This window comes from Thalassotalea algicola, assembly GCF_012932965.1.
GTDB lineage: Bacteria > Pseudomonadota > Gammaproteobacteria > Enterobacterales > Alteromonadaceae > Thalassotalea_F > Thalassotalea_F algicola.
In genome coordinates this window covers 28,936-55,101 of record NZ_JABBXH010000002.1, presented here as the reverse complement: position 1 = coordinate 55,101, position 26,166 = coordinate 28,936, and the positions used below count along the sequence as shown (strand labels likewise).

The window sequence follows — 26,166 nt, the reverse complement described above, 5'->3', positions numbered from 1 at the left end:
CCCTACATGTTACCGTTCAGACTTGTCATAAATGACTCATCAGGTATTTCAGCTAAACACTCTTCATCTAGCGAAGACACATCTAGACTATCTAAAAACTGTGCGACAACACCGACACCACAATCAGTGTTGGCAACGATGTGGGCAGCATTCTTAACAACAATGTGCTTACTGTTAGGTAAAGTTGCATCAGACTTATCGCCATTAGCCGGTGGCGTAACTGGGTCTAAGTTACCGGACAAGATCAGTGTTGGAATATCCGCGGTGACCGATTGGTAAAACTCTGCATCAGGACGATATTTAGGCCATACTGGACAGGCAAGTCGCCACGCTCTATGGCTAATATTACGGCCAAAACTATTATCGGCATCAGCCAACCATGCATTCTCATCGACTAGAGGGAAGTCTTCGTTACAAACAATATTCAACGTTAAACCAAAGTATAAAGAGCCTTTCGCTTGCTCTTCATCATTCATTGCTACTAATCCAGCAAACGGCATAAAGTTTCCTTTATACGCTTGATTGATGACAAGTGGCACTAAGGTTCTTTGTCCCATGCTATATAGTTGTAATCTCAATGTGCTAACAAACTTTTCTGCATCAATAAGAAACTTAACCTCTGTACCTAAACGAGGGTGCGGAATAGCGATTTCGATTGGCGACTTAACCAAACGCTCAAATACTTGTTGATATTCTTGCTCTAAATTAGGGAATGCCTTTTTACATTCAGCATCTTTATGGCAATTTTCTATCAACAAACTAAACGAGCGAGCTGCACTTTGTCCAAACGGGCCAATAGGTACTTCAATTGGGCCAACGCTATCAAGTACGACGCTTTTTAAATTTTGTGGAAATAAGCGCATGTACACTAGTGCAGCTCGAGTACCATAAGAGCCGCCGTATATGTTAATTTGCTGATGCCCTAGCGCTTCACGAACGGCATCGAAGTCTCGGATCGCGTTTTCCGAATTGTACTGACTTAAGTCTTGCTTAAACTCAGCAAGACATGAGTGAATTTCGTCAATGTTATAATCAGACGAACTCATTGTATAAACATTGGTCGCCTTGAATGCTTCGTTATCACAAAGCAATGGATTAGATTTTCCGGTACCACGCTGGTCAACCAAGACAATATCGCGAGTTTTACGGATTTCGTAATAATTGCGACGCAACATAGCAGAAAGTTCTGTTGCTGCTTGGCCCGGACCACCCGCTAAGAACATTAACGGAACCTTATTAGAGCTGTTGTCGATTGCAGGTAGCACGGTAAAATTCACGTCAATCTTTACCGCGTCTGGCTTATTGTAATTTTCTGGTACAGTAAGCGTTCCGCATTTAATTTGCTCTTTAATGCCATCAATATGACAATCGTCTATTTTAAGTTGATGCGTTTGAGCCATAGCTGACGCAGAGCTCGCCAACATTCCCAAAGCTATAAGTGATTTCCACATTATAATTTTCAATTCCTTTGTTGTATAAATGACGTTCGAAATAGTTTGCTAAAAATATCATTCTGTTAAGTAGTCTACGCAAACTCAACTTTATTACAAAAAATTGAAAAAAACTTTATTCTGTTCGCAATGCCTCTATTGGTGTAGCTTTCGACGCTTTTAATGCGGGGAAAATGCCTGAAATCAAACCGATAAATGCTGAAAATAACAGGGTGAGTAAGAAAATGCTAAAACTTACGCCATGTAAAACATCTATCCACATCAATTTGGTTACTAAGGCGATTATAAAGACTATTGCAAATCCAATAATTCCGCTTAGAGTGGCCATTAACATCGCTTCACATACGAACATACTTAATAATTGATTAGAAGTGCAGCCAAGTGCTCTTAACAAACCAATTTCGCTAATACGCTCCGAAACATTAATCGACATTATTGTCGCTATTCCGATAGCACCAACAAAAAGAGCAATAATACCTAACGCACTACCTGCTATTTTAACTACAGATAATATATTGCTTAAACTTGATAACATGTCATCTTGTGTAATTAACGTGAAGTCTTCCCTGCCATGACGGTTAACAAGTAAATTGGTAATTTGGTTTGCCACTTGTTCACTAGTGTAATTCCCGTAATAAAACACATCTATTTCCATGACACTTTCACGGTTAAACAATTGCATAGCTAATGTTGTCGGTATATACACCATTTCATCAAGATCTTGCCCCATAAATTGGCCTTTTTCAGCTAACACACCAACAATACGAAAACGTTTGCTACCGATATGTATAAGCTTCCCTACAGGGTTTGAATAAGCGAACAATGCTTTAGCAACTTTTGCGCCTAATACCGCCAAATTTCTTGGACGGTTAATATCATCATTGGGTAAAAACTGCCCTTTGGTTACCGTCAATTTCCACGCACTGTCTGCTAATGAGTTAACACCAACTACATCTGTATAGCGAAACTTCTGGTCAGCTTTAACCTTGGCTGTCCCGGCGATGACAGGTACTGTGTATGAAACACTACCTAGTTGATTAATAGCAACACTGTCGCCGACTGAAAGCGGCCTAACAGTATTTAGCAAACCGCCCATGCCCATGGTTTCAGTTTTACCAGGAGAAATAGCAATAATATTGCTACCAAACTGAGTAAATTCTTTCAGAATATAGTGTTTTAGAGACTCCCCAATAGCACTCATCATGACTACTGCGGCAATACCAATAGCAAAACCTGTAATGGATAAAACAGCTCTTCTTCCCTGGAATGAAATTGAACGACTTACCCAACGAATAAGATCAAACCAAGGCATATTTAGTTACCTCTCATTGCAATAACCGGGTCTAAACTCGACGCTTTTTTAGCAGGGAACCAAGTGAAGCCAATGCTAATTAACACTGCAACAATTAGCGTGGTTAATGTCGACCAAAGCGGAATAGCCAATGAAAAATAAGGAATGAAGGCATTACTTGTAAACACCAGAGCGTAACCTAAGGTTACACCTAATACTGCGCCAATAATGGTCAAAACCGAAGACTCTTGCAAAAACAATAATTGCACTTCATTACTGCTAGCACCAATGGCTTTAAGTAAACCAATTTCAGCTTTACGTTTTACCACTGAAATATAACTGACATTCATAATTAAAAAGCCCGCTACAAGCAAGCTTATACCCGCAATAACACCAATAGCGATTGTCACTACTTGAGTGATATTGTTAAAAGCGTCCATCATGGCGTTTTGGCTGACAATAGTAATGTCTTCTTCGCCATCATGTCGTTGTTTTATTAAATTAATAATTTGCTGTTTAGTGACTTCTTCTCGGCTTTTTTGCTTAAGCGAGACAATAATGCGAAATAGTGCTGTCGAATTAAATAGTGATTCCGCTGAGCTAATAGGAATAATCGCCATATCACGCATATCTAGTCCTAGCGATTCACCTCGCTCTTTCAACACACCAACCACGCGATAGCGACGGTCAGCAATATTGAGCCATTGCCCAACGGCTCTAGCATCACCAAATAGACTTTTTTTAAGCTTAGACCCTATGATAGCTTCATGACGTATCCGCTGCTGCTCACTATGATAAAATCCTCGCCCTTTAGCTAAAACCAGCTTTCTAACGATTAAAAAATCTGATGTAGAACCAATGGTGATAACTTCTCTGCTTAAGTTACCAGCACTTACTAAAGCCGTACCAGCATTTATTGGTGCAACAAATTCAACATTGCTTAATTGCTTTATTGCTAAGGCGTCGCGCCAAGTAAGCTCTCTTGGTGTTGTGCTATAAAAAGGAAGTGAGCCTCCAGATGTTTGTTTTTTTCCTGGTAAAACAATTAATAAATCTGAGCCAATACTATTAAACTCTTTATTGATATAAAGTCGAGCACCTTCTCCTATGCTGGTCAATAGCAAAACAGAACTCACGCCTATGGCGACTGCCAGCACTAACACCAAGGTTCGGCCCGGATACATAGCCATGACTTTAAGCGAAAATTGCCAACGATCAACTAGCTTGATCATGCCCTTCACCTTTAGTGCAGTCTTCCGATATTTTTCCATCAACCATAGCAAGCTGTCTTGCTGCTCTTTGACCTAGTTGCAAATCGTGAGTTACCACCAGCAACGTAATACCTTCTGTATTTAAGGATTCCAGTACGTCAATGACATCCCAACCAGAACGTTGATCTAAATTACCGGTTGGCTCATCGGCTAATAATATTTTGGGCGACATCACCATTGCTCTTGCAATGGCGACTCTTTGCAGTTGGCCACCAGAAAGTTGTTTAGGTAAATGGTGCAACCTTTGTTCAATACCAAGTTGTGAAAAAAGCTCAGCGACTCGTTGCTTGCGAATTTTAATATCTATTCCCGCCAACATCATAGGTAGCGCAGCGTTTTCTTCCGCAGTTAGACGAGGTATTAACTGAAAATTTTGAAATATAAATCCAATGTTATTTCTTCTAACTTTTGCCCGCTGTTCTTCTTCAAGTGCATGAGTAGGTATGTCATCGATAATTAATTGCCCACTGTCGGGACGATCGAGTAAACCTATCATATTCAATAAGGTTGATTTGCCTGAACCTGACGGTCCCATAATCGAAATGTACTCGCCAGAATCAATGTTCAACTTGATATTGTTAAGCACCTGAAGTGGCTGATCTCCCACCTGATAACATTTATTAATTTCGTTTAAATTAATTAGTGGCTTAGTCATCTAGTTACGCCACCGGGTGAAGTATCTTCGATAGCTTTGCGTCCGACTTCAAATCCCTCAACAGCAAGCGAAGAAATAATTCTGTCATTTTTATCGAGGCCAGCAGTAATTTCAGTTAACTGCCAATTACTTATGCCTGTCGAAACCTCTTTCTGTCTAATAATGCCTTGTTCATCCAATAAATAAACATAACGACCATCAACAATAAGGTCGCTGGCAATACGCAGGGCGTTTTCAGCATTATTGACTCTAATCGAAATATCGGCGCTATAGCCGGTCAGCAGCTGGGTGTTATTGAGCATAGATACATCGTCAAAAGATACATCGACATCCACTGTTCTAGCTTGTTTGGCGTAATCTTGAACATAAGGTGCAATGCGTTTTACCTTGCCATTAAATGAGCGATTGGAAAATGCGTCGATAGTAATAGTTACTGGCATACCTAGCGCGAGTTGCCCTGCATCGATTTCGTCAATTGGTGCGCTAATGTAATGACAATCATGAGTTAGCATGTCAATTGCTGGTGGCATTGGAATTCCAGGCGGTGATGGTGTGGCATATTCACCAAGCTCTCCTGTTATCTCTGCAACCATGCCATCAAAGGGGGCATAAAGTTCAGTTTGATCTAGGCTAGCAATTGCAGTCTCAAGCATCGCTTTGGCAATATCTATTTCAGAATGAGCGGAGAGACACGCTGCTTTTGATGCTTGTGCTATTGCTTGCGCATTATCTAACGCCTCTTCAGAGGTAAGTTTTTGTTTAAGAAGTTGACGGTTACGAGCAACAATTTTTTGATCATTACTTGCTGTGATGCAAACACTTTCTTGGTTACGAGTTTTGGCACTGACGAGTGCTTTAGCTTCTGCAACTTTAGCCAACCTATCTCGCTGCCAAAGTGTCATCAAAGGTTCGTTCTTCTTAACAATATCGCCTTCTTCGACGTGTATATGCTCTATTTGCCCGCCAATGGGAAATGACAACTTGGCTCTTTGGCATGCTTCAACAGTGCCAGAGCGAGTATTTGCTACAATTGACTCAACACTACCGATACTAGGTGAGACCCAAGTTACCTTTACTGGCTTTTCTTGAGTCAACCACCAGAATAGCGCGACCAGTGCAATAAGTAATATCGACCACTTAATTCCTTTTATCATTAACGCCACCTAATAAATTTGCCTACTTCTAGACTAGATGAAATTAATTGTTAGCCCAATGATCTAGCTCAACTAATGCTAAAAGGTACTAAAACCAAGATTGGCAAAAAAGCGCTCTACCAAACTTTTAATCGCTCAGGTAAGTAAGCATCACGTTTCTCAATAACACCTGTAATACACAAGACAAATAAGATTGGAATTAATGCACTATAAATTAACCCGTTATAAGTATGAGCAACCACAACACTAAAAATTAAAAACATCAGGCTAGGAATAGAAAGCCAAACAAAGTGTTCATTTATTTTAAGCTTAATTACTTTTGACAATATCCAAACGACAAAAAGCGAAAATACACTAGTTAACAATGCGCTAACCATCATTGGATAATAATAGACAACAAAATTTGTATTTGTTTGAAATGATTCAGGAACAGGTGCCGAAATAGCAAAGTCGACTATCCAAACGCTTGCCCATACTAAGGTACAACCAACGACAAATGACCAAAGTTTCTTATTATTGTTATGCATTAATTCATCCGTTATTTTTTATTTTTATTATCAATAAAATTTATAACGGATGGTTGTTTTTTGTGCAAGTGTTTTAATTAGCTATGCATTAACTATCAGGCTTAATTGCAATTACGTCTGATTTCAGTAGCTTAAGTACTTTTTCTGCAGTATTCCCCATTAACTTTCCTGCTATACCTTTTCTCGCCACCGTCCCCATTACAACAACGCCAGCTTTAGCTTTTGCTGCAGTACTTGGAATAACTTTTTCTGGTTGACCTGCTTTCATAACAAAATTTTCAACAGGAATGCCATATTCCTTTGCTATCTGCTCAATGGTTTCTTTAAGGCTATCTTCCGCTTGACGTTCAAGTTCATCGGTATACTGCATGCCTAAATCACGTAATAACGGAGAAAATGGTATGGTATAACAAATAAAAAGCTCAGATTCTTGAAAGTCAGCCAGACTTTTAGCTTGTTGAAGTACTTTGGTATTTAGCAACCTTTTACTCTCAATGGAGGTTTCCAAATCTATTGCGGCGAGCACGTTAGGCGTTTTACGCCACTTTTTTTCTGCCGAAATCATTAATGGAGCACTACATTCGCGCAGCAGTTGCCAATCAGTTGGAGTATAGAAGAAAGTCTCACTACGATTGCCGGTTTTTAACACCATATCCGGTGACTCTCTTTCAACATATCCTTGAACCCAATATGCGATTCTGCTTTCCCAAACCACTTCAAATTCATAGTCAATGCCAGACATATCAATTGCGTCAAGCTGTGCTTTAGCATTGAGTTTTTGAGTAGCGAGAATTTTTTCTTTTAACGCTTCATGATCACCTGGCACATGGCGGAAATTTTCATGACAAAAATAAACGATGTGTAAGTTTGCTCCTTTTAACTCGGCATACTCTTTAGCTCTTTCTATAGCTACGGTTTGCTGTTCATCAAAGTCCGCAATTACAAGAATTTTAGTCATGTTTTTTCCTTAGTGTCTCGTATTAACAATAACATAGACTATATATGGCAATTAGATATTGACGCAAATCATAATTTAGTCCAACTAATAAAAACTCAATGCTTTACAGTGTGTTGTCGCTAATTTCAGTGCCATTTATCATTGTTAATTGCTACATAACACTAACTAGAAGTACCCGTTACATTTCTTTCCAGCTTAGGAATGTAGCTGTTTTCATCACCTGTTAGCGTATGATTGTCAACCACATCAAATGTATTTGCCATTTTTTGACTAAAGACCTTCAACGCCTTAATGCGCTGTGTAAACCAAGACTCATCACTGTGGTCACCATATTCATCTTCCAACAGATGACGTTGACCTGCATGACTAAAAAATGGCTCTGGCGGTACGTGCGGCACAATGTCTCCATCATTGACAACACGATAATGTGGACCAGCGATTTGGGCATTAAGCTCGTTTGCAAACCTTTCGTCTCCCGGCCTTGGACTAGCAAAACTATATAGTCCGAACACCTCATAGCCATTTTCACAAAGCATCGCAGCATAAAGAGAGCTTAAAGCGCCTCCTAGACTATGGCCAGTTAACCATACTTTTTTATTTTGATGTTCAAATGCATCGATGGTATTGGTTAGCTTGATAATGGCGGGAAACAGTGCGTCTTGAAAACCTTCGTGAGCTAAAGTTTCAGATAGTGGACCGGGCTCCCTGACCGCTTGAAAATTTGCAAGCCAGTCTTTGACGGAATGACTTCCTCTAAACGACACGACAATATGCTCCTGATTCGACATAACAAAACATTGAGTATCAATATCTTGGCCCTTATTTACTGAAATAAATTCAACTTTGTTATATTGCCATTGGCTAGCTATATCTCTAATTTCAGACTCTTCTCTATAAGCTAGTTCACAGGCAAGTGCCAATGACAAGGCATTAGTATCGTTATATTCATTAGTCGAGCTCAGAGAGAAGCTATATTGTGATAGGTCCATATTCATATCCTTAGTAAGGTTTCCATTCTAAATAAGGACTTCAAGTCAATTTGCCAGTTAACTTCCTTGCGTTATCGCCTAAATATAGCGGATAACTAATACTTCACCAATATCTGAAGCACTTGTTTATTAATTAAACGATTTAATGCTTACTGCTACGACCATTCAATAAAATCAAAATAATTCATTCCATTATCAATTAAGACGCGATACAGTCTAACTATCTAACTTGCCTAGTTTTAAGGAAGCGTTATGGAACTTAACCAATGGGTAGATGAATTATTTGAAGTATTTGACGAAGATAAAGACGGTGTAATAAATCGTAGTGAATTTGTCGAATTGATTGACTGCCTGCTCCAAGATAAAGGCATTCGCATGTGTGAGACTATTTTCAAACGTTTCGACAAAAATCATGATAATTCAATTTCAAAAGAAGAATTACGTGAAATGGTAATTGATCTCGCTCTATAATTTTTTGCCCTATTACCAATATCCTGTATTTATTGATATATCGATTAAATAGGGCAAATTTTAAGACTTGTCGTTAAATATTTCCTAAACAAATGTATTTAATATTGAGATAATCATCTAGTCCATATTTAGAGCCTTCTCTACCAAATCCTGATTGTTTAACACCACCAAATGGCGCTACAGCGTTGGATATTTGAATATCGTTAATTCCTATCATTCCATACTCTAACTGCTCGGCTGTGCGCATAACACGACTTATGTTTTCGCTGTAAATATAAGCTGCTAAACCAGCTTCCGTGTTATTGGCATTTTTAATAACATCTTGTTCATTTTCAAATGTTAGTATTGCCGAGACAGGACCAAAAATTTCATCACTGGCAATGGGCATATCTTGAGTTACGTTTGTAAGCACGGTTGGTTGGTAGTAATTTTCACCAAGCGATAACTCGTCGCTTCCTAATGCGAGTGTAGCGCCCATTTCAAGACTTTTATTTACTTTTGCTGATATTTGATTAACCGCTTGTTTAGAAATTAATGGACCTATGTTTACATTAGGTTGGAGTCCATCACCAACAATTAACGTTTTAATTGCATCGACATATTTGGGGATGAAAATTGATGCGATATCTTGATGTACAAATATTCTATTGGTACATATACATGTTTGACCCGCATTGCGATATTTCGACGTAATAGCGCCGTTAATTGCCAGCTCAATATCAGCGTCATCAAACACGATAAAGGGAGCGTTGCCACCAAGCTCCATCGACATTTTTTTAACGCCTTCACTGCATTGTGACATTAAAATTTTGCCTACTCGCGTAGAACCAGTGAAAGTAAACTTTGCCACTTTAGGGTGTTTGGTTAGCACTTCACCAACTTTTTGTGCATCATGTGCAATCACTACATTAAAAACCCCTTGAGGTACACCCGCTTGCTCAGCTAGTTCTGCTAGTGCTAGTGCCGATAAAGGTGTCTGAGGATCAGGCCTAACAACGAAGGTGCACCCAGCAGCCAGTGCAGCGGCTGCTTTCCTTACAATCATTGCACTAGGGAAGTTCCACGGAGTAATTGCAGCAACCACGCCAACAGGTTGCTTGATGACCAGCATTCGCTGACTGCTATTGGTTTGAGGAATAATATCGCCATAAATTCTTTTGCCTTCTTCAGCAAACCATTGAAGAAAAGAAGCGCTATAGCCAATTTCTCCTTGTGCCTCAGCTAAAGGTTTTCCTTGCTCTAAGGTTAGAATTCTAGCCAACTCAGTTTGATTTTCTAAAATGGCTTGATGCCATTTCAATAAAATATCAGCCCGCTGCTGTGCCGTTTTTTCAGACCAATATGGAAAAGCTTCTGCAGCAGCCTCTATTGCCTGTTCAGCACCTTCGAGACCACTATCATATACATCAACGAGTTTTGCGCCGTTGGCAGGGTTAACCACTGGAAACACAACTTCACTTTCCACCCATTGACCATTTATATAAGAACACTGTTTAATTAAACTGTTCGCCAAAATTTACTTACTCTAGCTGCTTTTGTTGTTTATTGTATGCCTAATTCTTGATTCAACAAGGTAAAATTAGTAATTAGCTATTTGTTAACCTATTGATAACACATTAACTCTTTTCAAAAAAAACATATAAATTCGACTAATTACTTTGAGAAATGACAGGCTATTGACTATACCTAAAATATGTTTATTCGAGAATTATTGTTATGCCGTTGTCATTTCTAAAAGACCAACAAAAGCCTGAGTTACCTCCATGGAAGATTGCGATTGTAGATGATGAAGAAGATGTTCATACCGTAACTAAAATGGCGTTAAAGCGCTTTACGTTAGACGGCAAAGGATTAGCTTTCTATGATGCATATTCGGCAGAAGAGGGTAAAAAATTGCTCGCTGAAGAGCCGGATATCGCCTTGGTGTTTTTAGATGTTGTCATGGAAACTGATGATGCAGGTTTGGCATTAGCTAAATGGTTAAGGCAAGAACAAGGCAACCAATTTTCTCGTATTGTTTTAAGAACAGGACAACCAGGTCAAGCCCCTGAAGAACAGGTGATTGTTGATTATGATATTAACGATTACAAAGAAAAAACTGAATTAGATCGCAAAAAGTTATTTACTACCGTGTTCGCTGCATTACGTGCATATCGTGACATAATCAAAGTAGAAGAAGCTAGAAAATATCAAGAGCTATACCGTGCTGGTCTGGAGCGAGTTATCGACTCGACAACTCAAGTGCTAGAAAAAAGAACACTTCAACCATTTTTTAGTGGTCTATTACAACAGGTTGTATCTTTGCTAAGAATTGATGAAGAAAGTATGTTGGTGCAGCTAAAGGGGATTAGTGCCGTTTTTTCTGAAAATGACTATGAAGTACTTGCTCACATAAATGGCGACGATGACGATGTAGTTGTTGATGACGAGATAAAGCGCTACCTAAATAAGGCGATTGAAGCCAAGCACAGTATTTATGAAAATGATGTACTCGTTGGTTATTTTCCAAGCCACTCCGACAAGACAAGCTTACTGTATTTAAAAGGCATAAAAAATCTAAATGAAATTGATTCAGCCTTACTTGAGATATTCTCTGGAAATGTCAGTCTGGCTTTTGATAACCTACTGTTGAATAGAGAAATTATAGAAACTCAAGAAGAGCTTATTTATCGATTAGGTGATGCTGTTGAATCTCGTTCAAAAGAAGCTGGCAATCATATTCGCCGTATGTCTGAAGTAAGCTATTTGTTAGCTAAAGAGATAGGTTTGACTGAAGAAGAAGCAGAGCTTCTAAAACAAGCAGCCCCGATGCATGACATCGGTAAAATTGCTACGCCTGACTCAGTTTTACTAAAACCGGGAAAATTAGATGAAAACGAGTGGGAGCAAATGAAAGCGCATCCGACAGTAGGTTACGAAATACTGCAAGGCTCCACTAGACCAATTCTCGCTTCTGCGGCAATCATTTCTCAACAACATCATGAAAAATACGACGGTACTGGATATCCCGAAGGCAGAAAAGGCGAAGACATTCACATATTTGCTCGTATTGTTGCTGTTGCAGATGTGTTTGACGCCCTAACCCATAAACGCTGTTATAAAGAAGCTTGGCCAATAGCGAAAGTTGTTGAGTTTCTTAAAGAGGCTTCAGGTAGCCATTTAGATCCCAGCATAGTTAGCGCTATGTTAAACAATATAGACAAAGCAGTTAATATAAACGAACGCTATCAAGATTAATGACCTGAACTAAAATCAGCTTTATCTTGAATTATGACCAGCTAAAAGCACACCACATTGCAGCCAGCTCTAACAGCACTATATTCTATTTGTGCTAGATCAACGACTTAATATCTTTTCTGGTGGTACACTCAGGCCAAGCGTGTATATATTCATTAAACTTTTGGAATAGTATTTACCATGAAATGGACACATTTTGTCATTTTACAAGTTATCATCGTTATCGCGATTTCCGGGCTAATATACATGCACAATGACAAAGCCGCCATTGTCAAAATACCACCAAAAGAACTTGCTCAATGGTATAAACCCGAAAATAAACGCCATGTATGGCTACACAATATGTTTAAACTGCGACGAGAAATGCAAGCCGTACAGTTTTATGCAGAAAGCAAACAAGATGATAATTTGGATAAATGGTCATCAGACCTTGAGAAGCACTATAAAAAAATAGCTGAAATGGTGCCGACTTGGAGTAAGAAGCTAGACTTATCGACGATTTCACGAATGCAAGCTAACGTCGCAAGCAAAGACTATCAAGGTGTATTAACAGATCTGGACTCCTTACAAGACAATTGCGACGCTTGCCATATTGATTATCAGGCTATTACAGCCCTTACATATCGCGCGCCAGACTTTTCCAATATAGAAATGGAAGCATCCGTATCATTTAACGATCATATGCAATCACTCATTAAACAGGTTAATCAAATAAAGATCGCATCTGATGATGGCATGACAAAACTCGCCCTGTCATCACTTGCTGATCTAAAGCTTGGCATGAAAAGTTTAGGTCAGGTTTGTAACGACTGTCATAAAATGGAGAAAAAGCCTTACCCAAATAAAGCAATGCAACAAACATTAGTTAGCTTAGAGCACAATTTAGTTAACGGTAGCCGCAAAGATCAAGGCATGGACCTTGGCACTTTAGCTGTACAGGCGTGTGCCAATTGTCACGGCACTCATAGACTAGCGTTTGGCATAAAATCTCTATTGCATAAAGAGCAAACGTTTGCTGAGTTAGTAAAACACTAGTGAACTGTAATTTATACTTATATTGTCGTATTAGTTAGCGCGTAGGTAGTACCAATAATAGTGGTGTTAATCACGGCTCTTAAATGCCAAGCGTAATTGGCGTAGGTAATATTTAACTTTGCGGTAACTAGCACGGCAAGCCCCATAACAATAAACCAAGGTGTAAAGAAGAATACGGTTTGCCATTTAACTAGTGCGATCGCCATATCATGCAGAACACCACTTGTCGCAAAAGTAAGAATAGTCGCTAGCCAAACAGGTACTAGTTTGCATAAGGGCTTCATAATATTTCGAGACAAATAGTAACCCCAGATAGGGTTCCAATATCGCCAGAAGTTTTCAAAAGAATTAGCGCCTAACGATCGACTTAGCATATTGGTCATTGAACCTGATGCGCCAAGCGGCTTTCCATTTCTTTTCTTTACATATTCAGGTAATGAAATGGTTTTCCTCATAGCCCCTACTTGCTCTAATAGTTATTATTTACAGTTAGTTGGAAATTTAATTAGATACGCGAGGCCTTTACCGGGTTCACTTTTAGCTTCAATGCGACCATTAAGCGCAGATGTCACTAAATTGTAAACTAGATGTGTACCTAAGCCACTACCCCCTTCTCCTCTTTTGGTGGTGTAAAACGGTTCAAATAATTGAGACATCGCATCAGCATCAATTCCATGACCGTCATCAGCATAACGTAAAATTGTATGCTCCCCCTTTTGCTCAACAAAAATAGCAATATTGCCTTGTTCTATATTTTCAAATCCATGCTTAATCGAATTCATAATTAGATTACTAATAATTTGAGACAAAGCACCTGCATTAGCAACAGCAGTTAATTCGTTATCACAGTCAATTTTAAGCTGGTGTTTTACTCGTTTTAATGTTGGCCTTAAGCTTAGTAAAATTTCATCTAAATAATGATGAAGGTTTATCTCTCTAACACTATTCGACGATTGATCGACCGCTACTTGTTTAAAGCTTCGCACCAAGTCTGCAGCACGCTGAACATTCGCATCTAATATTTTGCTCGCTTCATTTACTTCCTCAATATAGCTAGAAAGCGCCTCTGCGGTTAGCGTCTCATCTTTTAACGCGTTATTAATTAGCTTAGTTTCTTCTTGTAGGTGGCTAACGCCAGTTACACATATTCCTAATGGCGTATTAATTTCATGAGCAATACCAGCGACAAGTCCCCCAAGTGAAGCCATCTTTTCTTGCTGTACCAATTGCTGTTGAGTTCTTCTAAGTTCTTCAACTGTTTCACCAAGCTCTCTATGCTGTTCAGCTAAAATACGATGCTGTTTTGCAAGTTTAAGTTGAGCCTCTTTGCGCTCTTGTACAATTACCGTTGCCTCAATGGCCTTAGCGACATGATTAGCGACGTAATTAAGTAATTCCCCGTCTTCTTTTGAGAACAGAATTTTTTCATCATAACTTTGCACAACTAATACGCCATGAAGAATATTAGAAGAAATCATTGGCACACCAAGCCAGCAAGTATAGTTTTGAGCACCTTTCAACTCACCAACAAGCCCCTTCTCTATTAGCTCTTTCACATATTTGGGTGATAATATTTGTGCTTCTCTCGTTTTTATTACATATGAGCTTAACCCTTGCCCTATGGGTAATACCGTACCAGCGATAATATCTTTGTCGTATTCATCAACAAAATAGGCTAACTCTAGTTCCTCTTTTTCTTCATCTAACAAAGCGATATAGAAATTCTTCGCATAAATTAATTTATTTATGATTTTATGGACCCTCAAATAGAACTCATCTAATTCAGGTGCTTGAGATGCCAGCGAGGCAATTTTGTATAATGCGTGTTGTAACTTTTCTGCGCGTTCTTTTTCGGCAAGTTCTTTAGACAACGTAGAGTGAACACCGGACAAAGCATGACGCAATTCTTTATCTTTACGATGTTTTTCAAGTGCTGATGCTACAACTGATGCGATTATTTTGAAAAGGCTTTGATCTTCTTCTGAGTAACCTATATTAGGGTCATAGCTTTGAACGACAATTGCCCCTAAACAAGCTTCAGATAAGGCGATTAAAGGCACTCCTAGCCAGTGCTCAGATCGAGTACCGTGTCCCCAGTAATCAGCATCACCTTTATAATCTAACTCTTCTTCACTATCGAGTAACAGTACCTTTTTATTTGCAATCACCCATGCAGTAGGCGACTGCTCAGGTGAAGCCAGTGCAAATTTTCTATCCGCAGGAATAGTTTCATCTTTCTCGTCAACGTTATAAAGATATTGAATAGTATTATCATTAGCGTTGTAGCTTGCTAGATAAAAATTCTTGGCAAAAAGTAATTTAGCCAGCAGAGCATGTACTCGCTCCATATAGTCGTCTAATGATTTCGCCTTAACGAACGACTTATTCAGTTCCACTATCGTACTAAAAATTGATTCTAATCTAGCAAGTCTTTGCTCCGGTGTCGGCATAGGACATCTAACTCAATCTGAAACCTCTTGTTTATTAAGCTTAGCCAAGAGAATTAAAAACACTAAATCATAAGCTTAGATTTTTAGGCGCCTATAAAAATTAACTCACAGAATTAAAAAACGCCCTTTGTTAATAAAGGGCGTTTTCATTTGTTTTCTAACTAAATTTAGTTAGTGAACAGGCACGTCACAACTCTCTGTCCACAGTCCCGTATCAAACTGGTAACAGCCATTACGACTTCTTGATAAATCGCTAGTATGCTCGCCGCTACCACCATCCGTAGCGTCGTTAAAAATGAGATTTGTTTGGCGAACACCTTCAGCCATTTGATAAAAAAACCACCCATCACCGATTTCTTGCATTGGTACACCTGGCCAATTTGAGTCTGCAATACCTTGCGCCCCCCAATAGTAAAGCTGAACATTGTCACTCCAGTTCACAGCTTTTTTAAAATAAAGCTTTAATCCTGGTAGTACACAACTATCACTCCAAAGGGCGGTTTCCAAATCAAAACAACCATCACCGCTGCGCTGTAAATCAGCACTTTGATTCCCACTATTATCGTTAAAAATCAGCTGACTTGCATTCACACCACTTGGTAATTGATAACTATACCAACTATCACCTAACGAGGTCATTGCTTGTCCAGGCCAATCAACAGAATGCGCAATTGGTGATGTATTCCAATAATATACGTACGACTGAGCCCAGCCTTCCGGCTTTTTAAAATACACCATCATGCCAGGTTGGTTTTCCTCCGCAACAACAGGATTACAAGGATAAGATCCTTGACTAACACCTTGAGGTTTGACAAATACCGCTGCCGTTAGCGCTGGAATCGTAAACCTATTACCCTCTATGTTTGACTGCTTTACTACGGTGTCTTCACCATTAGCTAATACTGGATGCAGAACGGAGCCTTCTGTGCCTTCTAATGTATACTGTTGCGGTTGGTCGTCACTATTGATTAGTACAGTAATGCCATCATATGCAGGGTCAATATCACTTCCTGTACAAATACCATCACTTAATGTCATGACAAGTAGTCCATTCACTTGGCTTGATCCCGTATTATGGAATCCTAACCGTTGATTAACTTCTTGCGCATCATCTAACCTAAATAACGGCGACGAATAGCGTACCTGTAATTGCTCTTTAAATCCTTGATGGGCTTGAGCAACTAATGACGGACTCACATTTATGTTGCCATTGGCAATAATAGTTTGCATCGCGCTGTAGCGATTTTGGTTATCCTGCGCTGGTGGTAAACCTTTGTTCCAGTTATTGTCTTGTAAATTAAAGTCGACTTTGTTGAACCAGTCACCAGAATTATACGAATTTCTATCAAGTGACTTACTACGTAAAATATCACTACCCATTTGATAGAAAGGTACACCTTGCCCGTAATTGATAATGGCATTACTGATTAAGTGTATACGGACACGTTCTTCAGCCGACATAGCAGCAGGCAGTTTCGCTTGGGTGTTATCCCACAAGCTTTCATTGTCATGCTTATCTACATAGTTAACTGACTCTTGAGGATCTAAGGTATAACCAACGCCGTTATAATTAACACCAGAATTTATAACGCTTTGATGATCTTCAAATTGATAAGTCTGTAAATTACCTGACATACCAATACGAATCCTGTCAGCTTGGTCGGCCGCGTTGCTATTAGCACCTGCGCCGTTATCGAAAGTAGCGTTACCATTTGCCCAACCTTGTGCTTGGCCAGAGTCAGTAAAATTGCCACCTCGAATGCCATCTCTTAACCTGTCGTTAAACGTTGCGATACCAGTTCCAGCCATATTAAACTGTGTCGCTTGTTCGAAACGCTGATTACCTGACACTTCACCAAAATCCCAACCTTCACCGTATAAATAGATATTAGCGCCATCAACTTGATCATTAGCTAACGTTAATTGCGCTAATGCTTGTTGTGCTTTAACCATGGCAGATTTAGGAATGTGTCCCATGAGATCAAAACGGAATGAGTCAACTTTAAACGCCTTAGCCCAATGAACTAAAGTATCGACCATTAACCTTTCCATCATCCTATGCTCTGTTGCCGTATTGTCACAACACGTGCTGCTTTCTACAGCGCCAGTAACAGGATTTAAACGATGATAATAACCTGGCACCATTTTATCTAAAACAGAGTTATCCCATAAGCCAGACGCCGAGGTATGGTTATATACGACATCCATCACTAGTTTCAAATCAACTTCATCTAAGCTTTTGACCATTTCTCTAAATTCTTTTACGCGAGTCACACCATCATTTGCCGTGGCATAACTTCCTTCAGGCGCGTTAAAATGCAGCGGGTCGTAGCCCCAATTAAAGCCATCCAAATCATCCATTGCAGAGACTATCGCTTGAACATCAGTCGTCGCTGAGTCTTGTTCAGCTAAGTTGGTTAGTAATTCAGCAATAGATAAACCTGCGGCAGTTGCACAATGGCTTTGCACGACTTCATCATCTGAATATTGACACAAACGTTCAACACTATCATCTAACTCAACTCGCGCAGCTCTATCCTCATTGACCGAGGCAATATCGAAGACAGGTAATAAATGGAAATGACTAAGGCCTGCTTGTGCCAATGATTTCAAATGGCTCATGCCGTTAGATAACGCGGCATTGTCTTCACCATTGTAACCAAAGGCTAGGTATTTGCCTCTATGTGCTTCTGGTACGCTCAAGTCATGTTGACTAAAGTCTCTGACATGTCCTTCATAAAGTGTAATATCTTTAGCAGCAGGTAACGATTTTTCGATGTTATCCCAGCTTTCTGGCTTTAATAATGCATCGTTAGCTAAATCTAGAAATTGGCTCAATTGACTATTTTCCGACAAGCTGACGGCATAGGGATCTGTCACTAAATATGACTCAATAGCATTTGAAGCAGGATGATAAACCGTCACTGCAAAGCGGTAATACTGCTTATCCCAATTAGGCTGACCATTGAACAAATATACACCTTGATTAACACTGGTTGGCGCTATTCGCTCGCTTTCAGTACCATCCTGATCATATAACACTAATTCAATTTGTTGTGCCGTAGGAGCCCAGACACTCACACTTGGTGTACCTGCTTGATAACTAACTCCTAGCGTTTGGTTATTTGCATATAAAGCATCAAGTACGCGTGGCGTTTGAACATAAGTTGCTTCAAGTAAATTTCCTGCATCATCATAAGCTGCAACAACCAGTTGAGACTTAAGTGCCGTCTCTATCTGTGTTACATCTGACAGTTGCAGACTTGGTAAATTAGCTAAGTGCGGGTTTTGCTGTTGTAGTTCATTTGTTAATGATCCTGCAGAGGCTAACGCAATTTCGCCATCGGCGCCGGCTACTTCACCTTGTTCAATTGAAACAGCTGCGGTTTGTGAATATAGCAATTTGAACTGACTAGCGCGGTTATCACTTGTTTGCCAAGCAATAATGTCACCTGTAAGCCAGTGCGCTGCACGGTTGAGTATTTCTACGTCTCTCGTTTCAGGCAATATACACGACTTACGCCAATTGTCGCCAAACTCGCCATAACAACCACTATTTTCCTGATACAAATCAGATGTTTGATTTCCACCACCATCATTAAAAATCAAGTTAGAGTTTGTAACACCTTGAGGGAAAGTAAAGCTGTACCAATTATCCCCTAAACTTGTCATCGTATTACCAGGCCAACCCTGCGCTTCAGGGTTATCCCAATAGTATAAATTGACACTACTGCCCCATGTATCAGGTTTGTAGAAATAAACCGTCATGCCTGGTTGTGGAACTGCACATGTATCTGTCCAGCCGTTGGATTGGCTATAACAACCATCACCTTCCCGATATAAATCACTCGTTTGTGGCGAACCAGCATTATTAAAAATAATGTTACTGGCGTTAACACCATTTGGAAGCTGGTAGCTAAACCAATTATCGCCTAGCGAGGTCATTTCGGCGCCAGGCCAACCAACATTGGCAGCGTCTTCAGGAGAAGTATTCCAGAAATAAGCGTTGGCGTTTTGCCACTCTGTAGGTTTTTCAAAGTAAGCGGTATAGCCGGGTGTCGCACAACTATCACTCCACGTGTTTGCTTGCAAATCGAAACAGCCCTCTCCTTCTCTGAAAAGATCAGCGGTTTGATTGCCCATTAGATCGTTAATAATTAAGTTGGCAGCATTAACGCCTTGCGGGAACTGAAAACTAAACCAATCATCGCCCAACGCATCCATTTCAACGCCAGGCCATGCAGGCGCATTGTCTACATTCCAATAGTAAACATTAGGCACATTCCAACTTAACGGTCGACGCACGTATATCGTCATCCCTGGCTCTGCGACATCAATACTACAGGTGTCTTGCCACATACTATCGATGTAGCAGCCATCGCCTTCTCGGTTAAGATCATCTGTTTGATAGCCAGTATTATCGAGGAAAAGAAAACTGGCTTGGTTGGTATTAACCGGCATATTAAAGCTAAACCAATCATTACCTTCATTTGTCATAGCAACACCAGGCCAATCACTTGCTGCCTGCTCGCCATCAGCGGCCCAGTAATGAATATTTACTTGCTGGGACCAGGCTGCTGGTTTTTTAAAGTAGAGTTTCATGCCCGCAGTTGGTGGCTGACAATTAGCAAGCCAAGCACCTTCGACATAACATCCGTCGCTAGAAAGCGTTAAATCGGCTGTTTGCTCACCAAGACCATCATTAAATATTAAGTTGGCGCTTGTTACATTGTCGTCAAATTGAAATTTATACCAATCACCTCCTACATGCTCCATTGCGCTGCCCGGCCATGAGACGTCAGCTTGCGGCGCGGCATCCCAGAAATAGATATTTGCACTATCTCCCCAGTTAGCTGGTTTTTTAAAATACGCAGTAATGCCCGGCGCTGGCACATCACAATTAGTTTGCCATGCATCTGAGTTTATTAAATAACAACCATCTCCTTCGCGGTACAGATCGCTAGTTTGTTCTCCTGCGCCGTTATTAAAAATAATATTTGCTGCTTTGACATCATCTTCAAACTGAAATTCATACCAATTACCATTGATATGTGACATAGCGACGCCCGGCCAATCAGCACTCGCTTGAGGCGATGCATTCCACCAGTAAATATTAACATCTTGCCAAGAATCAGGTTTTTCAAAAGTGATTTTAATGCCCGGAGTTACACCTTTTTCCACTTGCACTTGCGTCGAATTACTCGAGGACTTGTAGTTGTCAACGTCTGCTTTAAACGTTAGCTGGCTGCCATCTGTAAGCTCACTTGTATCAAAGTAAACTTTGTAATCACTTGTGCCAAGATCATTGGTGTAGTCGGTGCCTAATGCTTGAAAATCACCACCGTCTACACTGACACTAAAGTGAACTCGGTGAAGTGGGTAAGCGCGTTGATCGAAACCTGTTAATTTTGCTTTAACTTCGACTAAGCCAGAAACTTTGTCCCCTGCATTAATGCTGGTAATAGCAATTTCAGGTAGGTCTTTTGCTAATTTTATTTTTGATATGCTGTATAGCACGACAACATCTAATGGTGGCACAGTGACCGTTAATTGCTCGCCACTAATTTTTGATGGGCGGGTAAAAGGCCATGCTTGAGTATATTTACTCGCCATAGCATCAAGCGTAATAGACTGCTCAGCAGTGCTGGTATTAAATACTACTAGCGCTTCACGGCGTTTTATCGGATCAAATCGAGATACTGCAAAGACCCCTGGCTTATCTTGACTATAACGCACAAATTGATGACCACGATGCAATGCAGGAAAGATCCGGTTTGCAATCGCCATATTACGCAAATGCTTGTAAATGGGATGACGACGGTCAAAATTATCATCAGCCGTAGTAGCACTTGTACCAATTAGGTTATTGTCATTATATTCTGCAACTTGCGAAGCAAACATATCTTCACGTGCTTCACTATCGCCACCATCACCGGTAAAACCTTGCTCATCACCATAATAAACAACAGGTACACCACGGTTGAAATACATAAGAGTTTGAGCAAGCTTTGCCCTTTTTAATGCTTCTTCTTCCGACACATTTGGCATTTGCTGAATAAAGTGACCTATACGACCAACATCATGGTTACTGACAAAATTCATTAACTGATTTGCATGACTATTGGCAGAGGTATACATATCATCCTGCGAAAATAGCCAAGCTAAACGATCAGTACCTTGGGTATCTGCCACCACATCTTTAATTGCAAAATATAATCCAAAATCAAGCACAGAAGGGAATTTTGCAGTACGAGTGAAATAACTTAGATTCGCTGGCAAGCCGTCAAACATTTCGCCAAAGATAAAAAAGTCTTTAATTTTTTCAGATTTAGCATGCGCCTTTATTTCAGGAATCCACTGTTGCCATAACGCTACATCGACATGTTTGATGGTATCAACTCGAAAGCCATCAATTTTATAATCTGAAATCCACTGTTTAAAGATATCAATCATTCCAGCAACCACTTGTGGGTTGGTGGTATCTAAATCATCTAAACCAAAGAAATCTCCATAAACACTTGATTCACCACTAAAAGTGCTATCACCTTGGTTATTATAAAATTGCGGGTCATTTAGCCAAGAAGGTGATTTTGCATTAGTTAGCTCTGCTGGAATAAATGGCGTATAAGGGTTGGTAGCTTTGTCTGCTAGCGACAAATATGGACAGTTGGCTAGTCCGTCTTTTAGCGAGCCATCTTGATTATGACATTGCTGATACTTAATAACGTCACCAGTATGGTTAACCACTACATCCAGGAAAACCTTCATTCGCAATCGATGAGCACGCTTTACAAACTCTTTAAACTCAGCATTGGTTCCCCAATGAGGATCTATTTGGCTATAGTCTGTCGCCCAATAACCATGGTAGCCAGCACTATTGCCTTGTACCCATTGGTTTTTGAAAGGTGGTGTTATCCATAATGCGGTAATACCAGACAACTTTAAGTATGATAATTTTTTGGTAAGGCCTTTTAGGTCACCACCATGATAATATTTGGCGTCGCTCGCATCATGACCATTTATGCTTCTATCGCCAGCAACACCCGCATTATCATTGCTTGTATCACCATTTGAGAATCGATCAGGTAATACAAAGTAGAATATTTCGTCCTGAATACTTGCTTGTACGGACGCACCAAATAGTACGCATATAGCGGCAAATATCCCTACTAAACGTCTGAACTGCTTGTTCATACGTTTCCCCCGTTTATTATTTTTTGATTATTATTTTTTTCTAACAGCCATGAGGCATAAGATGCCGCCACGTAGAACTTTTTGCGTGAATTTTTATATGATATTTAACGTTTTAGTAACGTCTTTTGCTACACGCTTAGGTGAGTATAAAAAGAATTTTCGCTTAAAAAAGCACCACAACAACCGCCAAACTTTACAAAAAATTTACATAGGAAACGCTGTAGCACGCGAGTTTATTGCTTTATGATGAAATAAATGTGAGGAAATTCCGGTTTATGAATACGTTTGCAAACATTTATGAATACGTTTGCATAAAAACAATAAACCGCAGATAACAAATTTATGAATGTGAAAGACACAAATACTCAATACGGCATCGTCACTAAATTATTCCATTGGCTAAGCGCCTTGATTATTATCGGCCTATTTGGTGTAGGTTTTTGGATGGTAGATTTAACCTACTACAGTCAATGGTATAAAACTGCGCCACACTGGCATAAAAGCATAGGTATTTTATTGTTTTTTGCTACTGTTTTAAGAGGGTTATGGAAATACTTTTCGCCATCACCTGCGCCGCTAGCCAGCTCGTCCATTTTGGTTCAGCGTTCAGTAAAAGCAATCCATAATACGCTTTATCTTTTACTATTAGTTATTATGTTTAGCGGTTATTTAATTTCTACAGCAGACGGTAGAGCAATAGAAGTATTTAATTGGTTTTCTATTGGTTCAATGGGTGAGTTAATTACTGATCAAGAAGATATTGCGGGGTTAATCCACGAATACCTTGCTTACCTGCTAATTGGGCTTGCCAGTATTCATGCACTTGCTGCTTTAAAACATCATTTTATCGATAAAGACCAGACATTAAAGCGCATGCTGTGATCAGCAACAAACCATCATTCAACATTATTAAAACGAGATTTAAAAGGAGTAAAGGAAAATGAAAAAAATAACATTAGCTACCGCATTGTTAACAGCCACTTTGGCTATGCCAAGTTTGGCCGCAGATTATGTTGTAGACACTAAAGGGGCGCACGCATCAATTAATTTTAAAGTAAAACACCTTGGCTATAGCTGGTTAACTGGTCGATTCAACAAGTTTTCGGGTAATTTTAGCTATGATGAAAATAATGTTGCAGCCAGTAAAATCAGTATCAACATCGATACTGCTAGTGTTGATTCAAACCACAGTGAGCGCGACAAGCACCTTCGTAATGATGACTTTCTAGATGTAAATAAGTTTGCCAATGCAAAATTTGAAAGCACTAAAGTAGAAGATTTAGGCGGTAACAAACTTAAAATTTCTGGCACATTAACTTTGCAAGGTATTAACAAAAATATCGTCATTGATGCAGTAAAAATTGGTGAAGGTAAAGATCCGTGGGGCGGATACCGCGCAGGCTTTTCAGGCACAACCAAAATATCGATGAAAGACTTTGGTTATAAAATGGATTTTGGCGACATCAGCTTTGATCTTCACATTGAAGGTGTTCGACAATAACACGTAAGCCTTTAATTGAAAGTAGAAAAACCAGCTTATTGCTGGTTTTTTAATATGTACTATTGGAACTAGTTTATAGGTTTTTAAGGTGACATATTTAAATTTCCACTGACAAGCTGCTAAGAGCGAGAAACAGACATTGCAGTTTTAATCTCCAATAATGATTATAACTGTTATTCAACATTCTATTTCCCTCGTCTTAATTCAAAAGTCATTTGATTAGCGTTTACCTCAAGCGAACAAAGCCAAAACGTGACTATTAAACGCGAGCAACATTACTGAAAGCGATAAAGTTACTATTGCTGGAATTACATCTTTAACAGTATCGAATCTTAAATGAGAGTAGATTGCACCTGATGATGTGAAAATTATTCCTAGCGCACCAAAGACTTGGAGCACATCATCGTTTAGAAATATTGATGCCATTAATAGCAACGATGCGAATAACTCTACCAATCCAACTAAGAACATGTGTGTACGGGTTAAACCATACTTTTTAAAAAATGTTAGTTGGGTTTCAAATATAAATTTCTGCCAACCAAGTAATTTTATTGAACTAGCAAATAAAAAGAACAGCACCAATAAAATGTTAACTACTAGCATATAACGTCTCCTATGTATTTATTAACTGCATTTAAACATTCCTAATTACTAGGTTAAATGCTATTTTTGTACTAACTGGTATTCCGATTAGGAATTCATATGGATAAATTGGATTGTATAAAGGTTTTCACTCACGTTGCTCGTTTAGGAAGTTTTACAGCAGTTGCTAACGAGTTAAACATGACTCAGGGGGCTGTAAGTAAGAAAATAGCTTGGCTAGAAAGTTCGATAGGTTTTTCTCTCTTTCATCGAACATCACGAAAAATAACACTGACAAATAGCGGCGAACAATATCTTAATTACAGTAATAAAGTTCTTGAAGAAATGATATATACTGAGCAAAAGCTTAAGGGGGAATTGAGTGAAGCGATTGGTGAGCTAAAAATATCTGCACCTTCTGCATTTGCAACTCAGCGGTTAGTAAAGCCAGTGTCGAAATTCATGGAGTTAAACCCCAGAATAACTCTCAACTTATCCGTCAATGATAAACAAGTTGACTTATACAAAGACGATATCGATATTGCTATCAGAGCATCTTTCTTAAATGATTCAGGCTTAAAAGCAAGAAAACTTTTACATCATGAGCTTTGCTACTTCGCTTCTCCCGGTTATATAGAGCGACACTGTGAGCCGTTGCTACCAAGTGAATTATTAAATCACAAGTGCATAACCTATTCACTCAGCAACCCATCCAATATTTGGCACCTAGATAATCAAAAATATAATGCCAATGAAATTACTACTAGTGATAGCCCTGAGTTAATTGTTCAACTTGCACTTGCAGGAGTTGGCATAGCTGCAATGCCCAAATGGATGGTAGAGTCATATTTCAAACAAGGTAAACTGATTGAGGTTTTTAGAGAATTTGATAAGCATAGTTTACCTATGTATGCCGTCTATAAGAGCGTAGACTTTTTACCCTACAGAATCAGGGCATTTATAGATTTCTTATGTGAATACTTTGAAGCAGAGTCGAAATAATCACTTAAGTGCTATTGTTGAGTATTAAGCCAAGCAATGGCAGATGCCATATCGGTGAAAGCTTTAGTATTTTGTCCTTTCTTTGAAGGAATAAAGTAATTATCTAAGGACTCTTGAACCAAATTTCTCATGATGAAGGCTTTCGCTAATAGATTTTGTTGACCTAACCAATGATTGTTTTCTTCAATAACTTGGTACGCCTCAGGCGTAAAACCATCTAACTCCCTATCATCCACTAACATATAGAACTTTTGACCATTTAGGTTTTCTATGTTGTTTTTTATAAGGTCGGTCAGCTTTAAAGTACCAAGTTCATTAAAAGAACCGCTTAGTTTCACCATTAGAGTATTATTATCAAAAGTAATTTCGAAATCACCGTGTACTAAACTCATATCAAA

At 39.3% G+C, this 26,166-nt stretch carries 20 protein-coding genes; 6 read left to right on the top strand and 14 right to left on the bottom strand.

The window, feature by feature from the left end; translation table 11 throughout:
- Positions 1-2: 2 nt before the first annotated feature.
- The 8 genes from HII17_RS04840 to HII17_RS04805 all read right to left on the bottom strand — a co-directional run bounded on the left by HII17_RS04840 (position 3) and on the right by HII17_RS04805 (position 8,296).
- The gene (locus HII17_RS04840) at positions 3-1,451 is read right to left on the bottom strand and encodes an alpha/beta fold hydrolase (RefSeq protein ID WP_169074235.1); all 1,449 of its coding nucleotides are present in this window, start codon (positions 1,449-1,451) and stop codon (positions 3-5) included.
- A gap of 115 nt (positions 1,452-1,566) precedes the next feature.
- Positions 1,567-2,763 (bottom strand): ABC transporter permease, encoded by a 1,197-nt coding sequence (locus HII17_RS04835; RefSeq protein ID WP_169074234.1) that lies wholly within the window; start codon positions 2,761-2,763, stop codon positions 1,567-1,569.
- A 2-nt stretch (positions 2,764-2,765) separates the two neighbouring features.
- Positions 2,766-3,974: an ABC transporter permease gene (locus tag HII17_RS04830; protein WP_169074233.1), complete on the bottom strand. Its 1,209-nt coding sequence runs from the start codon at positions 3,972-3,974 to the stop codon at positions 2,766-2,768.
- On the bottom strand, positions 3,958-4,668 hold the full coding sequence (locus HII17_RS04825) for an ABC transporter ATP-binding protein (protein ID WP_169074232.1): 711 nt from the start codon (positions 4,666-4,668) through the stop codon (positions 3,958-3,960). The genes HII17_RS04830 and HII17_RS04825 overlap by 17 nt, the downstream gene beginning before the upstream one ends.
- On the bottom strand, positions 4,665-5,822 hold the full coding sequence (locus tag HII17_RS04820) for an efflux RND transporter periplasmic adaptor subunit (protein WP_169074231.1): 1,158 nt from the start codon (positions 5,820-5,822) through the stop codon (positions 4,665-4,667). Before HII17_RS04820 ends, HII17_RS04825 begins: the two co-directional genes overlap by 4 nt.
- Positions 5,823-5,938: 116 nt before the next feature.
- On the bottom strand, positions 5,939-6,349 hold the full coding sequence (locus tag HII17_RS04815) for a hypothetical protein (RefSeq protein ID WP_169074230.1): 411 nt from the start codon (positions 6,347-6,349) through the stop codon (positions 5,939-5,941).
- Between the two features lie 88 nt (positions 6,350-6,437).
- On the bottom strand, positions 6,438-7,307 hold the full coding sequence (locus HII17_RS04810; protein ID WP_169074229.1) for a universal stress protein: 870 nt from the start codon (positions 7,305-7,307) through the stop codon (positions 6,438-6,440).
- A gap of 161 nt (positions 7,308-7,468) precedes the next feature.
- Positions 7,469-8,296: a lipase family protein gene (locus tag HII17_RS04805; RefSeq protein WP_169074228.1), complete on the bottom strand. Its 828-nt coding sequence runs from the start codon at positions 8,294-8,296 to the stop codon at positions 7,469-7,471.
- Positions 8,297-8,548: 252 nt separating this feature from the next.
- Between HII17_RS04805 and HII17_RS04800 the strand changes: the two genes are divergently transcribed.
- Complete coding sequence (locus HII17_RS04800; RefSeq protein WP_169074227.1) at positions 8,549-8,767, top strand: EF-hand domain-containing protein; 219 nt, start codon at positions 8,549-8,551, stop codon at positions 8,765-8,767.
- Positions 8,768-8,840: 73 nt separating this feature from the next.
- On the opposite strand, the gene HII17_RS04795 is transcribed toward HII17_RS04800, so the two are convergent.
- On the bottom strand, positions 8,841-10,232 hold the full coding sequence (locus HII17_RS04795) for an NAD-dependent succinate-semialdehyde dehydrogenase (RefSeq protein WP_328824463.1): 1,392 nt from the start codon (positions 10,230-10,232) through the stop codon (positions 8,841-8,843).
- A gap of 251 nt (positions 10,233-10,483) precedes the next feature.
- On the opposite strand from HII17_RS04795, the gene HII17_RS04790 reads away from it, so the two are divergent.
- Together HII17_RS04790 and HII17_RS04785 are read left to right on the top strand one after the other, a co-directional pair.
- Positions 10,484-12,004 (top strand): DUF3369 domain-containing protein, encoded by a 1,521-nt coding sequence (locus tag HII17_RS04790; protein ID WP_169074226.1) that lies wholly within the window; start codon positions 10,484-10,486, stop codon positions 12,002-12,004.
- Positions 12,005-12,184: 180 nt separating this feature from the next.
- Complete coding sequence (locus HII17_RS04785; protein ID WP_169074225.1) at positions 12,185-13,039, top strand: multiheme c-type cytochrome; 855 nt, start codon at positions 12,185-12,187, stop codon at positions 13,037-13,039.
- Positions 13,040-13,056: 17 nt separating this feature from the next.
- Here HII17_RS04785 and HII17_RS04780 read toward each other — a convergent pair whose 3' ends face one another.
- From HII17_RS04780 to pulA, 3 genes are all read right to left on the bottom strand, one after another.
- The gene (locus HII17_RS04780; protein WP_169074224.1) at positions 13,057-13,494 is read right to left on the bottom strand and encodes an MBOAT family O-acyltransferase; all 438 of its coding nucleotides are present in this window, start codon (positions 13,492-13,494) and stop codon (positions 13,057-13,059) included.
- A gap of 24 nt (positions 13,495-13,518) precedes the next feature.
- The gene (locus HII17_RS04775) at positions 13,519-15,489 is read right to left on the bottom strand and encodes a sensor histidine kinase (protein ID WP_169074223.1); all 1,971 of its coding nucleotides are present in this window, start codon (positions 15,487-15,489) and stop codon (positions 13,519-13,521) included.
- A 171-nt stretch (positions 15,490-15,660) separates the two neighbouring features.
- A complete protein-coding gene (gene pulA / locus HII17_RS04770; protein WP_169074222.1) occupies positions 15,661-22,683 on the bottom strand; it encodes a pullulanase-type alpha-1,6-glucosidase in 7,023 nt (2,340 codons plus the stop codon).
- A gap of 342 nt (positions 22,684-23,025) precedes the next feature.
- On the opposite strand from pulA, the gene HII17_RS04765 reads away from it, so the two are divergent.
- Positions 23,026-23,565, top strand: a complete 540-nt coding sequence (locus HII17_RS04765) for a cytochrome b (RefSeq protein ID WP_169074221.1) — start codon at positions 23,026-23,028, stop codon at positions 23,563-23,565.
- Between the two features lie 58 nt (positions 23,566-23,623).
- Positions 23,624-24,184, top strand: a complete 561-nt coding sequence (locus HII17_RS04760) for a YceI family protein (protein WP_169074220.1) — start codon at positions 23,624-23,626, stop codon at positions 24,182-24,184.
- A gap of 231 nt (positions 24,185-24,415) precedes the next feature.
- Here HII17_RS04760 and HII17_RS04755 read toward each other — a convergent pair whose 3' ends face one another.
- Entirely contained in the window at positions 24,416-24,787 is a 372-nt protein-coding gene (locus tag HII17_RS04755) for a DoxX family protein (RefSeq protein ID WP_169074219.1), read from the bottom strand.
- A gap of 99 nt (positions 24,788-24,886) precedes the next feature.
- Here HII17_RS04755 and HII17_RS04750 point away from each other — a divergent pair, with 99 nt between their 5' ends.
- Positions 24,887-25,768 carry a LysR family transcriptional regulator gene (locus HII17_RS04750; RefSeq protein WP_169074218.1) on the top strand — a complete coding sequence of 294 codons (882 nt, stop codon included), beginning with the start codon at positions 24,887-24,889 and terminating at the stop codon, positions 25,766-25,768.
- A gap of 11 nt (positions 25,769-25,779) precedes the next feature.
- Here the strand turns inward: HII17_RS04750 and HII17_RS04745 are convergent, their stop codons facing one another.
- Positions 25,780-26,160, bottom strand: coding sequence for a DUF7793 family protein (locus HII17_RS04745; RefSeq protein WP_169074217.1), 381 nt, complete (start codon positions 26,158-26,160; stop codon positions 25,780-25,782).
- Between the last annotated feature and the right edge of the window lie 6 nt (positions 26,161-26,166).

Coding starts and splice junctions, on each gene's coding strand:
- HII17_RS04840 (WP_169074235.1), bottom strand. CDS start 1,451: ATGTGGAAATCACTTATAGCTTTGGGAATGTTGGCGAGCTCTGCGTCA.
- HII17_RS04835 (WP_169074234.1), bottom strand. CDS start 2,763: ATGCCTTGGTTTGATCTTATTCGTTGGGTAAGTCGTTCAATTTCATTC.
- HII17_RS04830 (WP_169074233.1), bottom strand. CDS start 3,974: ATGATCAAGCTAGTTGATCGTTGGCAATTTTCGCTTAAAGTCATGGCT.
- HII17_RS04825 (WP_169074232.1), bottom strand. CDS start 4,668: ATGACTAAGCCACTAATTAATTTAAACGAAATTAATAAATGTTATCAG.
- HII17_RS04820 (WP_169074231.1), bottom strand. CDS start 5,822: ATGATAAAAGGAATTAAGTGGTCGATATTACTTATTGCACTGGTCGCG.
- HII17_RS04815 (WP_169074230.1), bottom strand. CDS start 6,349: ATGCATAACAATAATAAGAAACTTTGGTCATTTGTCGTTGGTTGTACC.
- HII17_RS04810 (WP_169074229.1), bottom strand. CDS start 7,307: ATGACTAAAATTCTTGTAATTGCGGACTTTGATGAACAGCAAACCGTA.
- HII17_RS04805 (WP_169074228.1), bottom strand. CDS start 8,296: ATGGACCTATCACAATATAGCTTCTCTCTGAGCTCGACTAATGAATAT.
- HII17_RS04800 (WP_169074227.1), top strand. CDS start 8,549: ATGGAACTTAACCAATGGGTAGATGAATTATTTGAAGTATTTGACGAA.
- HII17_RS04790 (WP_169074226.1), top strand. CDS start 10,484: ATGCCGTTGTCATTTCTAAAAGACCAACAAAAGCCTGAGTTACCTCCA.
- HII17_RS04785 (WP_169074225.1), top strand. CDS start 12,185: ATGAAATGGACACATTTTGTCATTTTACAAGTTATCATCGTTATCGCG.
- HII17_RS04780 (WP_169074224.1), bottom strand. CDS start 13,494: ATGAGGAAAACCATTTCATTACCTGAATATGTAAAGAAAAGAAATGGA.
- HII17_RS04775 (WP_169074223.1), bottom strand. CDS start 15,489: ATGCCGACACCGGAGCAAAGACTTGCTAGATTAGAATCAATTTTTAGT.
- pulA (WP_169074222.1), bottom strand. CDS start 22,683: ATGAACAAGCAGTTCAGACGTTTAGTAGGGATATTTGCCGCTATATGC.
- HII17_RS04765 (WP_169074221.1), top strand. CDS start 23,026: ATGAATGTGAAAGACACAAATACTCAATACGGCATCGTCACTAAATTA.
- HII17_RS04760 (WP_169074220.1), top strand. CDS start 23,624: ATGAAAAAAATAACATTAGCTACCGCATTGTTAACAGCCACTTTGGCT.
- HII17_RS04755 (WP_169074219.1), bottom strand. CDS start 24,787: ATGCTAGTAGTTAACATTTTATTGGTGCTGTTCTTTTTATTTGCTAGT.
- HII17_RS04750 (WP_169074218.1), top strand. CDS start 24,887: ATGGATAAATTGGATTGTATAAAGGTTTTCACTCACGTTGCTCGTTTA.
- HII17_RS04745 (WP_169074217.1), bottom strand. CDS start 26,160: ATGAGTTTAGTACACGGTGATTTCGAAATTACTTTTGATAATAATACT.